14 protein-coding genes are annotated in these 13,673 nt (G+C 47.3%); 12 read left to right on the top strand and 2 right to left on the bottom strand.

What is annotated here, in order from left to right; all coding sequences use genetic code 11:
- Window positions 1-57: 57 nt before the first annotated feature.
- The 5 genes from J2X75_RS28835 (at window position 58) to J2X75_RS28815 (ending at window position 5,210) form a co-directional block, all read left to right on the top strand.
- Complete coding sequence (locus J2X75_RS28835; RefSeq protein WP_310342906.1) at window positions 58-510, top strand: helix-turn-helix domain-containing protein; 453 nt, start codon at window positions 58-60, stop codon at window positions 508-510.
- Window positions 511-738: 228 nt separating this feature from the next.
- Window positions 739-1,959 carry an MFS transporter gene (locus tag J2X75_RS28830; protein WP_310342903.1) on the top strand — a complete coding sequence of 407 codons (1,221 nt, stop codon included), beginning with the start codon at window positions 739-741 and terminating at the stop codon, window positions 1,957-1,959.
- Window positions 1,960-1,977: 18 nt separating this feature from the next.
- Entirely contained in the window at window positions 1,978-2,400 is a 423-nt protein-coding gene (locus J2X75_RS28825; protein WP_310342900.1) for a universal stress protein, read from the top strand.
- 241 nt (window positions 2,401-2,641) lie between these two features.
- Entirely contained in the window at window positions 2,642-4,066 is a 1,425-nt protein-coding gene (locus J2X75_RS28820; RefSeq protein ID WP_310342897.1) for an aldehyde dehydrogenase family protein, read from the top strand.
- Window positions 4,067-4,433: 367 nt separating this feature from the next.
- Window positions 4,434-5,210: a MerR family transcriptional regulator gene (locus tag J2X75_RS28815; protein ID WP_307540075.1), complete on the top strand. Its 777-nt coding sequence runs from the start codon at window positions 4,434-4,436 to the stop codon at window positions 5,208-5,210.
- Window positions 5,211-5,358: 148 nt separating this feature from the next.
- Here J2X75_RS28815 and J2X75_RS28810 read toward each other — a convergent pair whose 3' ends face one another.
- Window positions 5,359-5,856 (bottom strand): GAF domain-containing protein, encoded by a 498-nt coding sequence (locus J2X75_RS28810; protein ID WP_210110374.1) that lies wholly within the window; start codon window positions 5,854-5,856, stop codon window positions 5,359-5,361.
- Window positions 5,857-6,041: 185 nt separating this feature from the next.
- Between J2X75_RS28810 and J2X75_RS28805 the strand changes: the two genes are divergently transcribed.
- The 3 genes from J2X75_RS28805 (at window position 6,042) to J2X75_RS28795 (ending at window position 8,737) form a co-directional block, all read left to right on the top strand.
- A complete protein-coding gene (locus J2X75_RS28805; RefSeq protein ID WP_036614170.1) occupies window positions 6,042-6,338 on the top strand; it encodes a hypothetical protein in 297 nt (98 codons plus the stop codon).
- Window positions 6,339-6,537: 199 nt separating this feature from the next.
- Entirely contained in the window at window positions 6,538-7,110 is a 573-nt protein-coding gene (locus J2X75_RS28800; protein WP_036614167.1) for a GNAT family N-acetyltransferase, read from the top strand.
- Window positions 7,111-7,231: 121 nt separating this feature from the next.
- Window positions 7,232-8,737 (top strand): MDR family MFS transporter, encoded by a 1,506-nt coding sequence (locus J2X75_RS28795; RefSeq protein ID WP_310342948.1) that lies wholly within the window; start codon window positions 7,232-7,234, stop codon window positions 8,735-8,737.
- A 100-nt stretch (window positions 8,738-8,837) separates the two neighbouring features.
- Here the strand turns inward: J2X75_RS28795 and J2X75_RS28790 are convergent, their stop codons facing one another.
- Entirely contained in the window at window positions 8,838-9,299 is a 462-nt protein-coding gene (locus J2X75_RS28790) for a MarR family winged helix-turn-helix transcriptional regulator (RefSeq protein WP_017690799.1), read from the bottom strand.
- Window positions 9,300-9,644: 345 nt separating this feature from the next.
- Between J2X75_RS28790 and J2X75_RS28785 the strand changes: the two genes are divergently transcribed.
- The 4 genes from J2X75_RS28785 to J2X75_RS28770 all read left to right on the top strand — a co-directional run bounded on the left by J2X75_RS28785 (window position 9,645) and on the right by J2X75_RS28770 (window position 13,585).
- Window positions 9,645-10,976: an MFS transporter gene (locus tag J2X75_RS28785; RefSeq protein ID WP_310342888.1), complete on the top strand. Its 1,332-nt coding sequence runs from the start codon at window positions 9,645-9,647 to the stop codon at window positions 10,974-10,976.
- Window positions 10,977-11,100: 124 nt separating this feature from the next.
- Entirely contained in the window at window positions 11,101-11,424 is a 324-nt protein-coding gene (locus J2X75_RS28780) for a type II toxin-antitoxin system death-on-curing family toxin (RefSeq protein ID WP_310342945.1), read from the top strand.
- A gap of 160 nt (window positions 11,425-11,584) precedes the next feature.
- Entirely contained in the window at window positions 11,585-12,316 is a 732-nt protein-coding gene (locus J2X75_RS28775; RefSeq protein ID WP_310342885.1) for an ABC transporter ATP-binding protein, read from the top strand.
- Window positions 12,317-12,337: 21 nt separating this feature from the next.
- Window positions 12,338-13,585 carry an ABC transporter permease gene (locus J2X75_RS28770; protein WP_310342882.1) on the top strand — a complete coding sequence of 416 codons (1,248 nt, stop codon included), beginning with the start codon at window positions 12,338-12,340 and terminating at the stop codon, window positions 13,583-13,585.
- Window positions 13,586-13,673 lie beyond the last annotated feature (88 nt).

Genomic DNA, 13,673 nt, shown 5'->3' with positions numbered 1-13,673 from the left:
TAATATTATATATAATTATGTACATAACATAATAGACATATGGAAGAGGTGGGGGAAATGAGTTTATATAAAATCGACGACGTAGCCAAGGAATGCGGTTTGACCAAGCGAACCATTCGGTATTATGAAGAGATTGGTGTCATGCCTTCACCTCAGCGGACAGATGGCGGGACGCGGTTGTACACTCGGGAGGATATCGATTATCTGAAGAAGGTGGTTCGCGCCAAAGAGGTACTTGGATTCTCTCTTCAGGAGCTACATACCTATGTGGCAACGGCAGATGCCTTGAACGAACAACGTTTTGACTACCAGCAGACGACCGAAGTGAGAGAACGGATCGAGAAGCTCACCACGATGGAAACAACGCTGGATGGGCAGTTGCAACTGATTGAGCAGAAACTTCAGAGCATACATGCCGTACAGACTGAACTGGAAGAGCTGCGTGAACGCGTTCGGAGCGGTATTCAGAAGTTACAGGCACATGATCCGAAGAGTGATGAAGACGGCTAACCGAATTACATCTATTGTTTAATAAACAAAACTGTATACACATAATCGCTACATGGAGTGAGCACCATAGTACCTGTGGCGATCCTGTACAAACACCGGATGTTTCGGTGTCATTTGTGCCGTTTTGTTACCTCTAATTCTGAAAATGCATAGAAATTTTCATGGTTTTTCACGTCATTTTCAAATATAAAGCTTTACCACATAAATTATTCACAGGGGGAATTACGTATGAAAAGAGAGCCATCATTACCGGACGAATTGCCGTCATCACGTGGGAGCCTGCTATCCCAACCGCGAGCGGTATGGGCGGTCGCCTTTGCATGTATCATATCCTTTATGGGTCTGGGTCTGGTTGACCCGATTCTGCCCGCAATTGCCGATCAGCTGCATGCTTCGAAAAGCCAGGTGTCACTGCTATTTACCAGTTATAACGCTGTAACCGGGGTAGCGATGCTGATTACAGGTGTTGTATCCAGCCGCATTGGTGTGAAGTGGACGTTGCTCAGCGGGATATTGCTGATTATTATCTTCTCGTTCCTTGGCGGTACCTCAGACACGGTAGGTGCACTGGTCGGTTACCGTGGCGGTTGGGGACTGGGTAATGCCTTGTTCATCGCAACGGCGTTATCCGCCATTGTGGGACTTTCCACGTCGGGGACAGCCAAAGCGATTATTTTGTACGAAGCAGCGCTTGGTCTCGGGATTGCGGTTGGACCGCTGCTTGGCGGTGAGCTAGGTTCCATCTCTTGGCGTGGCCCGTTCTATGGGGTGGCTGTCCTAATGGCGATTGCCTTTATCAGCATTACATTTATGTTGCCCAAGATGGCCAAACCGAAAACACGCAGTTCTTTGTCCGATCCGTTCAAAGCATTAAGTTATCCTTCACTGAAAACATTGGCGATTACCGCCTTCCTGTACAACTTTGGTTTCTTTACCTTGATGGCTTATTCACCATATGTCATGAATCTGGATGAGCACGGCCTGGGTTATGTATTCTTTGGCTGGGGACTGATGCTGGCGATTACGTCGGTATTCGTCGCACCAAGATTACAACGCCGATTTGGATCGGTGCCGTCCATGAGTGTCATGCTTACATTGTTCGCGATTGATTTGGTTGTTATGGCAGTAGGTACCGTGATGGGTTCACCAACTACCGTTATTGTTGCAGTCATTGTAGCGGGGATTTTCCTTGGAATTAACAACACGTTGATTACAACGGCTGTTATGGAAGCCGCACCTGTGGAGCGTTCTGTTGCTTCTGCTGCATACAGCTTCGTTCGTTTCCTGGGTGGTGCACTTGCTCCATGGCTTGCAGGTAAATTGTCCGAGTGGTTCCTGCCGGAAACGCCGTTTTATTTTGGCGCATTAATGGTTCTGATTGGTGTCGTGGTACTGCTGGTACGCCGTCATCATCTGCGGGATATTGATTCCGCTATTACATCTCATTAATTCACAGGAGGGATTGCAATGCTGAAACATATATTGGTTGCTGTTGATGGTTCAGAACATGCGCATAAAGCTTTGGAGCAAGCATTGATTCTGGCTGAAGATATGAAACATCCCGCAAGTCTGTTGATCGTGCATGTTAATCCGGCTATCTCTATCAATGAACCTGCATTGGGTGTTGATCTGGAAGCTCGGATTGCCGAAGAAGGGCAACATATTATAGAACCGGTGACCAGACAGTTGTCCGGACGGGACATTGCATATGAGACACTGCTGATTGCAGGTGATCGCGTTAATGAGATCTGCCGTGTGGCGCGTGAACGAGATTGTGGAATGATTGTGATGGGTACAGGCGGGAAAGGCATGCTCGCAGAGATGATCGTGGGCAGTGTCAGCCATGGCGTGTTAAAACATGCAGAGTGCCCCGTCCTGACGGTTAAATAGGTTGTGAAATCCTTTATAATGCAATAGCTAAAGATCGCCACAATGGCTCATCAGGTACGTTACAAGCTATGATTGCCAAATACCGTAGTGGGTTGATAGCATGGAAATAGTGTATTAATAGATTATATAAATTGAACTGAACTTTTACATGAGACAGCGATTGAATGGTTGTTCTGTCATCGAAGTGGCAGTGTAACATTCTTAAGTTCAATAGGTTCTAAAAGGATGGAGGATGCAGCATATGAAAAAACAACATCTGTTTATCGGGGGCAAACCGACCGAATCTGTAGATTATAAAACACTTCAAGCACCATACTCCGGGGAAACGCTGGCAGAAGTCTCGTCGGCTTCAGCCGAGGAAGCGGAGGCTGCTGTTGCAGCTGCGGTTCAAGCTGGGAAGGAAATGCGCCAGATGCCTGCACATCAGCGTGCAGATATTCTGTACAAGTTGTCCTCCATGCTTGAAGAACGCAAGGAAGAAGCAGCGCGAATCATAGCTCTTGAAGCGGCGAAGCCAATTACCGCAGCACTGGCAGAGGTTGACCGGACGGTGGAAACGTATCGTTTTGCCGCCGAAGAAGCCAAACGGCTGACCGGAGAGACGGTTCCGATGGATGCAGCCAAAGGTGGAGAAGGGCGCATCGGATATACGATGCGGCAACCTCTAGGTGTCATCGGTGCGATAACGCCGTTTAATTTTCCAATGAACCTGGTAGCCCACAAGGTAGGCCCAGCGCTGGCAGCAGGCAATACGATTGTGCTCAAACCTGCAGAGCAGACGCCTCTGTCTTCCTATTACATCGCTAATCTGCTTCAGGAAGCCGGACTGCCGGATGGTGCACTGAACGTGGTGAGCGGTGATGGCAAAACGATTGGTGATTTGCTTGTGGAGCACCCCCATGTTGCTCATATTACGTTTACAGGCAGTCCAGCGGTAGGCACGAGCATTCGTAGCAAAGCAGGACTCAAACGCGTGACACTGGAGCTTGGATCGAATGCAGCGGTTATCGTGGATAAGGACGCAGACCTGGACAAAGTGGTTCCTCGATGTGTGACCGGTGCTTTCACGTATCAGGGACAGGTATGTATCTCGCTGCAGCGAATCTACGTACATCGTGACATCTCGGAAGAATTCATCCGGCGTTTCGCTGAAGCGGCCAAACAAGTGGTGGTCGGAGACCCGCTGAGCCCGGATACGGTGGTATCTGCGCTGATTACCTCCAAGGATGTACAGCGTACACTCGACTGGATTGAAGAAGCCAAACAGGCCGGGGCTGAAGTGGAAGCAGGCGGTCAAGCTGAAGGAGGCGCTCTGCGTCCAACGGTACTGATTAACGTTCCGCGTGATGCCAAGGTATCCTGTCAGGAAGTGTTTGCACCCATCGTTGTGATCAATACGGTAGATTCCGTTGAAGAGGGTATTGAACATGTTAACGATTCCATATACGGGCTTCAGGCAGGCGTATTTACAAATGATATTCATACCGCCCTCCATGCTGTGGATCAGATCGAAGCAGGCGGAGTTATGATTAATGATATTCCGACGTTCCGAGTTGATCACATGCCCTATGGTGGAGTGAAACAAAGTGGGATTGGGCGTGAAGGTGTAAAATATGCTGTAGAGGAAATGACGGAATTGAAGTTTGTTATGTTTAACAAAGGGTGAGTCTCTTCCATTCTTTTACTCAATATACCGTATGCGAATGGAAATATAACTACACGCTCCTGTGCCGGAATAATGGCACAGGATTTTTAATTGAAGATCATGGAAAAACTTTAAAAAATACATACGGATTCTTCACTGACTGCGGGTTCACATCTGATGAGACGGGTATAACATACTTAACAAACCGTAACTTAACTGTCTAAACGCCGCTCATATCACCGAAGCATGATGTACCCATCCATAGCACGAGCGGAATGAAGCGGTACAGCACTGCCGAAAGTCTTATATTCTCTCATTATTCAAATAAAATGCAGTATGAAATAAGCCTGAACTTTGGAGTTGCAGGACAGGCAGGAGGTGTATTCAAATGGCATATTCCATGGTTGACGTATCGGGGATGTCAGGCGTAAGCCTGAACGAACTGAGCCAGTATGCAGAGACAGGTCTTCTGAATCCGGCCTTTGGGGATTTGGATGAAGCTATCTATTATGAAAAGCAGGAATTACTGAGACTCCAGCAAATCCTTTTCTGTAAGGAAGTAGGTATGGAGGAAAATGAGATTGGCCCTATGCTAAGAGATGATCCTCAGGATGTCATCCGCATCATGAAACAGCATCGCATTGATATTCTGGAGAAGGCACTCCGTCTGCATGGATTGATTCAGACACTGGACAAAACGATCTCTCATTTGCAAGGTGAACAGGAACTTGATGAACATGAGCTGTATAACGGTTTTGTAAATAAGGGGCGTCACCAGTTGCTGAATGAATCGGGTTTTGACCCTGTAGTCAATAAAAATATGAACCATGTGCAGACAGAGGGTGTTCAGAAGTCTGACCAGGAGATGAAGTCGAAAGAAGATTATCTGGATTCCCAGGCGAAAATTGATCAGGTTCATCTGGACTTGCAACAGGCCATTGAGGATGGATTGGAACCCGGTAGTGCGAAAGTACAACGGATTATTGGCAGGCATCTTGAATGGATCAAAGGTTATTATACACCCACCGCTGAGATCTATCGGGATTTGGCCAATCTGTATGTAGAGCATAAAAATTTCCGTCAGATGTATGATGGTTACCACCCGAGGCTGGCTGAATTCCTGCGGGACGGGATGATGATTAAAGCGGAACATGATTTATCCTAGATGCATAAAGTAACATGGGCGAGCAAGAACATGGGTGTGAATCATAATGGATAACAAAGAGCACAGACCTCTGAGAGGACTGCGCTCTTTGTTATTACGGTTTCTTCATCGTGTGTGATGAGACTCCGATCACCTTAATCATCATTTCCTATAGGGGTATGGTTGCCTCCAACTGCTCTGTGAGCAGGTTTACGGCTTTCTCCAGGAAGACGCGGTCTTCGTCGTCAAAACGGTTTTTGATCGGGCTGTCGATATCCAGCACGCCGTACAGTTCGCCGTTTATGATAATAGGTACGACAATCTCGCTGTTCGATGCTGCATCACAGGCAATGTGGCCTGGGAAGGCATGAACATCGTCAACGACCAGGGTACGTTTTTCCGCAGCAGATGTGCCGCATACACCACGTCCCAGTGGAATTCGGATACAGGCAGGCAGTCCTTGGAATGGCCCGAGGACCAGTTCTTTTCCATCATACAGATAGAAGCCAACCCAATTGGTGTCGGTCATAAATACATTGAGCAGCGCAGCAGCGTTCGCCAGATTGGCAATCGCACTAGGTTCATCGCGGATCAGAGCACTTAACTGTCCCAGGACGGCGGTGTGCTGCTCACTTCGTGTTCCTTCATAGGAAACAGCTTGAAACATGGTAAATCACCCTCCCGAGCAAAATGGTACTTATTTTCAAGATAGTGCAGAGGATGCGGTTAGTCAAGCGGAGGATTTCGGAAAGGGAAGGGAATACCTGAAGAATCCTCCTGTTTCTCAGCTTCTTACGTGGGGTAATTACTTAGCAACCACGGAGGGCTATAACCCGGGAAGGAGCTTGGCTTATGCATGCAGAGGTACAGAATCTTTTTGTACGGATTCATCTACTATATTTCGCGCAAAATCAGGATTTGAACGTTAGCGAGGCACTGCCCCTATTGGAAGAACGGGGATATCGCGTTGGAGAGCGGGAGATCAAGCAGGAGCTTGAACACCTGACACAGGAGAATTTCCTGACCGCCCACGGGGACCAATGGAGCCTAACCGGGACTGGCATCGAAGAATTCAAGGAAATCACGGCTGTGTTTGGCCGGGTTAGCGATGAATTACTGGGGAAGGGCAAGAAAACGTCCAAAGCTTAAATTTCATTTGGACAAGCCATGATTCCGTAATTCACTCAAACTTGAATTGATCCATACGTACAACAAGACCGGGAGCGAAATTGGCCCGGTTTTTTGACGTGTATCCATGACTGAACAGTTGCCATTCGGCGCAGGTTATGATTAGATGACTAGTGAATATTATGGTCTGCGGAGATAGATCGGATCGGAGTGTCTTTATATGTATAAATGCAAAGGAAGAATTCCCGAAATGGAGACTGCGCGGCTTCGTCTGCGTAAAATGCGTCGCCGGGATGCGGCCCAGATGTTCGCATGCTGGTCAGATCGCGAGGTGACCCGTTACATGAATCTTGCACCGATGATTGGGACAAGCGAAGCGGCGGACATGATTGGACTGCTTAACCAAATGGCAGGAGAAGAGGATGCGATCCGGTGGGGGATCGAACTCAAAGAAACAGGCAAGCTCATCGGCAGTTGTGGCTTTAACACATGGCAGCTTGAAGGCGCATTCCGGGGTGAGATCGGTTATGAGCTGGGACGTGATTATTGGCGCCACGGTTATATGACGGAGGCATTCTCTGCATTGCTGCCCTTTGGGTATGAGACCATGGGTCTTAATCGAATCGAAGCGCTGGTTGATCCGCGTAATCTGGCGTCTGGCGAGTTCCTGACGAACCGCGGCTTCACGCGTGAAGGATTGCTGCGACAGGTGCAACATACGTCCACCGGATACAAGGATATGGTGATGTATTCCATGTTGTATGATGAGTTCCTTCGCAAGCGAGGTAAATAAAAGAGACAATATATGATTTTTTTTAAATTTACACGTAAACGAAGAAACAGAACAAAGCTGGAGAAGCACCAATTATATAGAGAACAAAGAGAGAAGGGTTTGTGTGAATGCAACTGGAGGTTTGAAGCGCAGTTTCATCTTGACGGGGCTGTTGCTCGCGACATTTCTGTCAGCGATTGAAGGCACCGTAATTGGTCCGGCGGGACCGACCATTGTCAGTGAGCTGGGGAGTGTACAGCTGCTGAGCTGGATTTTCACCGCATACCTGTTGACGATGGCAGTGAGTACGCCCATTTTCGGTAAAATCAGTGACTTGTATGGACGAAAGCCTGTATTTCTGATTGGCTGTGCGTTATTTTTACTGGGTTCACTCCTGTGCTGTCTGTCGCAGAACATGGAGCAATTGATTATTTTCCGTGCTATTCAAGGGATTGGTGCGGGTGCGGTAGTTCCTGTTACATTTACGATTATTGGGGACATCTACGCTATTGAAGAACGTGGCAAAATCCAGGGATGGATTAGCTCCGTGTGGGGCATTTCCTCTCTGGCGGGACCGCTGCTTGGCGGTTATTTTGTAGATAATCTCGGCTGGCAGTGGATCTTTGGTTTTAATGTGCCGTTTGGTCTGCTTGCGATGTGGTTTGTATTTCGTTATCTGAAGGAAGATATCTCTCCACGTACGGCCAAGATTGATTATGTCGGTGCACTGACCTTCACGGTGGGTATTACCGCATTGTTGTTTGTCCTGTCGGCGGGTGGGCAGTATTATGCCTGGAGTTCTCCGTTGATTGTTGTACTGAGTGTGGTCGCCGCTCTGTTTATTATTTTATTTTTTGTGGTGGAAAAAAGAGCTCAGGCCCCTATGGTTCCACTACATTTGTTCCGAATTCGAGACATCCGTGTGGCGAATATCGCCGGACTGCTGACCAGTACTCTGATGATCGGCCTAACCAGTTATTTGCCGCTCTGGGTGCAGGGGGTTCGGGGAGGTAATGCGACGGAATCCGGGCTGCTGCTCGCGCCGATGTCGGTGGGTTGGCTCATTGGTAGTGTGTTGGCAGGCCGCCTGTTGATGAAAATTGGGTCACGTATGACCGCATTGATTGGATTAACCGGAATTGCGATTGGATCGGGTGGACTCTTTCTGGTGGGCGGGACATCCCCGCAGGCTGTGCTATTTATATTGACCTTTATTTATGGTCTCGGCTTCGGGTTTGCATTCACGATCTTCACCATTATTGCGCAGTCGTCTGTAGGGTATAAGGAACGTGGCTCCTCTACGGCACTGCATACATTCATGCGTACATTGGGACAGACGATTGGTGCAGCGGCCTTTGGCACTTGGTTGAACTATCGAATCTCGACGTTATCCAGTGAGCAGAATCTGGCTGAGGCTGGAATATCGGAGAGTGATCTGAACGAACTGCTTGCACCACATACGGATGTAGCCCTATCAGATGATAAATGGGCGCTGCTGCGTAACGTGCTGGAAGGAAGCTTGCATTCCTTGTTTGTCATTATGTTTGTCATTGCACTGGTCTCGTGGGTAACCACGCTTGCTCTACGCAAACGTTTAATCGTACCCGAAGATGCAGATGCTCCACCGCAGCCACAAGGCTCAAAGTAAAAAGAAGATATATATATATTACAAACATATGAAAAACCGGATTCGCCGATGTCAGGCAAATCCGGTTATTTTTGTTGATGGCACCCATGCAAAGAATGGTCTAGCTGCTTGCAGATAAACGGTCTGCAGAATGTGCAAGCCTTCCCAAGAGTTCGGACAGCAATTCCTTGTCTTCCTCACTTAGTCCACTTACAGCCCGATCAATCTTCAACGCATAGCCTGGATAGATGTCATCCATGGTGCGCTGTCCTTCTTCGGTCAGTTCCACAAAGATGATACGTCTGTCTTGCGGACAATGTTTGCGGTGTAACAATCCTTTTTGCTCCAACTTATCAATCACATAGGTCACATTACCACTTTGCAGCAGAAGTTGTGCACCAACCTGTTGAATCGGCTGAGCTCCTTTCATATATAACACTTCGAGCACCCCATATGCGGTGGGGTTGAAGCCATGCACTTTGCTTCCGGATACAGCGTGTTCATTCACGCTCTTGAATGTCTGGGCCAAGGTGCGGTACAGATGAAGTGAACGTTCGGTTCCGATTTCTTGTAATTCCAGCATGCTGATCCCGCCTTTTCAGATTAGTTTATAAGTTGAAATGATGAGAGGGGTCCTCTCCGATATGCTGTTCATGTAAAAGAGTATTTCAACTTATATGAGTTGGTTAGTTATGTTGACGATTCAGGTTGTCGCCATGGTTTAATTGTAAACTTCTATTTCTACGAAAAACATGCGATATGTCACAAGATTTGCATTTTTAGCATTTAAAATTTGATCATTCATCATACCGAAAAATCATCCTTCAGATGTCGCTTCTTCTCCTCCTCTGGCAGGAGGTTGAGTCAAGGGCTGCTCTATATAATGAGTTCATATTATGAATTCGGAAAGTAATGGAGGAGAAGAAGGATGACAAGTGATTTAACGTTTGAAGGACAACGACCGCTGAAGAATAACCGTTCTTTTGTAACATTGATGGTGGCACAGGCCATTTCCAATCTGGGTGATTGGCTGCATCTGCTCGCAATCCTGACCCTCGTAGGTATCCGCTGGAATGCAACGCCTTGGGAGATTACATTTGTCACACTTTCGGCAGCACTCCCCATTCTGTTGACAGGGCCATTCGCAGGCACGCTTGCAGATCGCCTGAACCGTAAATGGCTGATGATTGTAGCTGATGGTGCAAGAATTATCATCGTGGGTGCGTTAATTTTTGCTGACCAGATCTGGCACGTCTACATACTGCTTGTCCTCAAATCCCTGTTCGATGTCATATTCTCTCCGGCCAAAAACGGAAAGCTGAAGGAAATTGTACCTCGAGAACAACTTGCGCAAGCTGTATCCATCAGCTCGGTGATCGAACAGATGTCCAAAATTATTGGTCCAGCACTTGGTGGACTGCTGGTAGCCGCTTTTGGCATTACCTGGTGTTTTGTTCTCGATTCAGCGTCTTTTCTGATCTCCGGCATCATTTTATTGTGGATTCCTGGAACTCGGGTGATCCAATCTGCAATTCATAACGTAACAGAAGTAGAGGAAGAGACAGCTGGGGGTGTTCATAACCGCTCAAAAGGCTCTTTTTGGAAAGAAACACTGGAGGGTATCCGAATGCTCGCATCTCTCCCTTATGTAGGAACGTCTCTGATTTTGCTTGCTTCAGCCATACTTTTTCTGCAATTTGCCGATTCACAGACTGTGGTGTTATTCAGACAGCTTCCCGGAGTTTCAAGTGATCTGCTGGGATGGTGCGTGGCAGCAAGTGGTGTAGGCACATTAATTGCAGCGATGAGTGTACGGAAGTGGAAGCATGCAGGACATGTTTTGAAAATGGGTCTGGGTACCATACTCATGGGTCTGGTTATCGGCGGAGCCGGAGTTATTGTTGGGATTTGGCCGCACGCCGGGCTAGGTGCCAATCTGTTGTTAGTATCCCTCTTTGCCTTGGCAGGTGTAGGAATTGGGTTTGCGATTGTACCCTTTCAGATCCTGTTGCAGGAACAGACACCTGAGGCGATGACAGGCAGGGTATTTGGAACGGTAGGCAGCGTGATGACTGCCAGTAATATTATGGGACCGGTGGTAGGCGGGTTCATGGTCACCTCATTTGGTGTAGTGCCGGCTTTTGTCTGTTCAGGCATATTGCTGACCCTGCTTGGGTTAATTTATTTGATGAAACGTAGCGGGGAAAAAACCGATCTGAATGGCTCCATTGCAGCCAAGACCATGATTGCAGGCGACTGAAAACATGCCGGATCAGCTCAGGTTAGAACATTTGAAATGAAGGTTTGAATTTACTTCAAATTTTAAGTTTTTGATTGGAAAGCGTTTGAGTAAACGCCTTCACGTTTAATGTCCTGGAGAGAAGATTGGAGTTAAAGATTCTGGTCTGCTTGAGTCTGCGGTTGTAAGAGCACAATCATCAGCTTTTGGTAACGAAGCCTACCCATCTATATATGAAAAATCTGCTGCGATCTTTCAATCTTTGGGTCAAAACCATCCTTTTCATAATGCTAATAAAAGAACGGCTTTTACCGCATTGGTAATCTTTCTGCGTTATAACAATGTGTATCTTAAGATGGATCAAACGTTTGCTGAGGACTTTACTGTTGATATGGGGAACCACAAGTTCACATTTGAAGAACTAGTCTCGATTATTCGTACATACTGTGTTACCGAAAACGAAGAATAATAAACAAAGCAATAAATCATACATTACTATGATTTATTGCTTTGTTTATTTGCCATCTATATAGAAATGCTTAAAATGATCAAACATACAACCCGCAACTCGATTACAATAAAACATAAAGAATGAAATAAACGCCTGATCAGAACAGGGAGTGAATGATATGGGAACGGAATATAACAGTAAGGAAGTACACGAGTCCATATTGGACGTACATATTACAGAGGCAGGATACGAGCCAGGACAATCGACAATACGCAATATTCGAATGAATGTGGCGCGAGGAGAGCTGGTAGGTATTATCGGACCAAATGGTGCGGGCAAAAGTACCACAATCAAAACGCTTCTTGGTCTGCTGGAACATGCGAACTATGAAGTGACGATTGGGGGAGATGGTCGTTATGCCTATATCCCGGAACAACCGGTTTTTTATGAATATATGACGCTATGGGAACATCTTGATCTGGCTGCAGCGGCGTATGAAATGGAGGAAGAAGCTTTTGTTGCCCGAGCGGAGGAACTGTTGGTTCGTTTCGGTATGGACCACGTTCGAAATGATCTTCCAGCCAGTTTCTCAAAGGGCATGCGGCAGAAAATGATGTTGATGATCGGATTTCTGTCTTCACCGGATATCTATATTGTGGACGAGCCATTCATCGGACTGGACCCTCGTGCAACCAAGGATTTTCTAAAATTACTTGATGATGAACGTCGCCGCGGTGCGGGTGTGCTCATGTCTACGCATGTACTGGATACCGCTGAACGAATCTGCGACCGGTTTATTCTGATTGCTTCGGGCAGATCTGCTGCCGAGGGAACATTGGATGAGATCCGTGAAGTGGCAGGATTGCCGGAAGCCTCTTTGTTTGACTGTTTTGATATACTGACGTCTTAGATAGAGAGAGGGTGAGAGAGAATGGAAACTTCCCAGCGTTATACACCACTTCGTTTATACAGGCGAAGACGCAAAGAGCACTTCAGGGAACAGATGAAAAATCTCAGACTCGTCGTGGATTGGACGGTGTGGGTATACCTGCTTGTTCCGGGTCTGCTCTATCTGGTTGGATGGTACACGAGTCTGTGGACCAAACCACTGCCTGTATGGGCGACAGGATTACCTCTCCCCGTACTGACTGGGCTGATCGACGTGGTTATGCTTACCGGTGGTGTGTTGATATTTGTGGAGGAAGCGGATGTATTGTTTCTGAAATCAAGGCCGTTATGGATACGAACGTTAATGAGGCATGGGCTCTACCGATCCTGTCTGCAACATCTGGGCAAAATGATCCTGATTACAGCGCTGACCGCACCCCTGTGGTCCCGTGTCTATGAGATGTCGAATCTCCAGATTGCACTTATGGCTGTCTGGTTTGGTGCAGTAGCTTCATTCCAAGCCATAACACTACATATGACGAAGGTTCGACATACAGGATGGCGGCGCTGGATTCAGATGATCCCTCTCGTCATTGGCATAGGTTACATGACCATTCATGCGACATCATGGATGTATGGACAGACGTGGAAAATCATATTTGGAATCGTAATTATCATGCTTCTTCTAATTACAGTTGGACAGATGAGGCTATTGATGAAGGGAACGTTTGAAGGTGATGTGCGGGAGGATCTGCGGAGCAGGCTGCAGCTTACAGCTATAATGTTAAGCCGGGCGGTGAGCAAGCCGAAAGCCCCACGAACACGGTCCATCATCTTCCGCAAACCGCGTAAACTGTTACGCAATCGTTCCATTGCGAATCGGACAGCGGAGATTGCATTCAAGGCATTTTTCAGGAACTCGGCCACGATGAAATTATATCTGCAGCTTGGCGGACTATCCATCGCAGCAGTTGCATTACCACCTTTTCCGGTCAATGTCATTGTGTGTGCGTTATTAATCATCATGTTGACGGTGATGTTTTATCGTTCCTGGGATGTTTTTGCCACGTCCGACTATGTTCAGCTTATAACGTATGACTCGGAGGCGCTGCATCTTGCAGGTTCAATGATGGTTCGGATGTTGTTCATCCCGATTGGCATTCTTATGGGATTCACGCTGGGATTGGCCTGGCTCGGCTGGATCGTCGGTATTCTGACAGCTGCAGGTGCGGTAGCCTTTGGACTCTGTGTGTTATCTATTGCCGGATGGGTTCGGCTGACCAGGGCCTAAAGGAATTCCTTTCTAATTCGGAGCATATCGTGCGCTATATCTGCCCATGCTATAGAAGAAGAATCTCATCCATGGATGATGAGAGATT

The organism is Paenibacillus sp. 2003 (assembly GCF_031455635.1).
GTDB lineage: Bacteria > Bacillota > Bacilli > Paenibacillales > Paenibacillaceae > Paenibacillus > Paenibacillus amylolyticus_B.
This window is presented reverse-complemented; position numbering and strand designations above follow the sequence as displayed.

Coding starts and splice junctions, on each gene's coding strand:
- J2X75_RS28770 (WP_310342882.1), top strand. CDS start 12,338: ATGGAAACTTCCCAGCGTTATACACCACTTCGTTTATACAGGCGAAGA.
- J2X75_RS28835 (WP_310342906.1), top strand. CDS start 58: ATGAGTTTATATAAAATCGACGACGTAGCCAAGGAATGCGGTTTGACC.
- J2X75_RS28810 (WP_210110374.1), bottom strand. CDS start 5,856: ATGTTTCAAGCTGTTTCCTATGAAGGAACACGAAGTGAGCAGCACACC.
- J2X75_RS28790 (WP_017690799.1), bottom strand. CDS start 9,299: ATGCTGGAATTACAAGAAATCGGAACCGAACGTTCACTTCATCTGTAC.
- J2X75_RS28785 (WP_310342888.1), top strand. CDS start 9,645: ATGACAAGTGATTTAACGTTTGAAGGACAACGACCGCTGAAGAATAAC.
- J2X75_RS28800 (WP_036614167.1), top strand. CDS start 6,538: ATGTATAAATGCAAAGGAAGAATTCCCGAAATGGAGACTGCGCGGCTT.
- J2X75_RS28830 (WP_310342903.1), top strand. CDS start 739: ATGAAAAGAGAGCCATCATTACCGGACGAATTGCCGTCATCACGTGGG.
- J2X75_RS28805 (WP_036614170.1), top strand. CDS start 6,042: ATGCATGCAGAGGTACAGAATCTTTTTGTACGGATTCATCTACTATAT.
- J2X75_RS28825 (WP_310342900.1), top strand. CDS start 1,978: ATGCTGAAACATATATTGGTTGCTGTTGATGGTTCAGAACATGCGCAT.
- J2X75_RS28820 (WP_310342897.1), top strand. CDS start 2,642: ATGAAAAAACAACATCTGTTTATCGGGGGCAAACCGACCGAATCTGTA.
- J2X75_RS28815 (WP_307540075.1), top strand. CDS start 4,434: ATGGCATATTCCATGGTTGACGTATCGGGGATGTCAGGCGTAAGCCTG.
- J2X75_RS28775 (WP_310342885.1), top strand. CDS start 11,585: ATGGGAACGGAATATAACAGTAAGGAAGTACACGAGTCCATATTGGAC.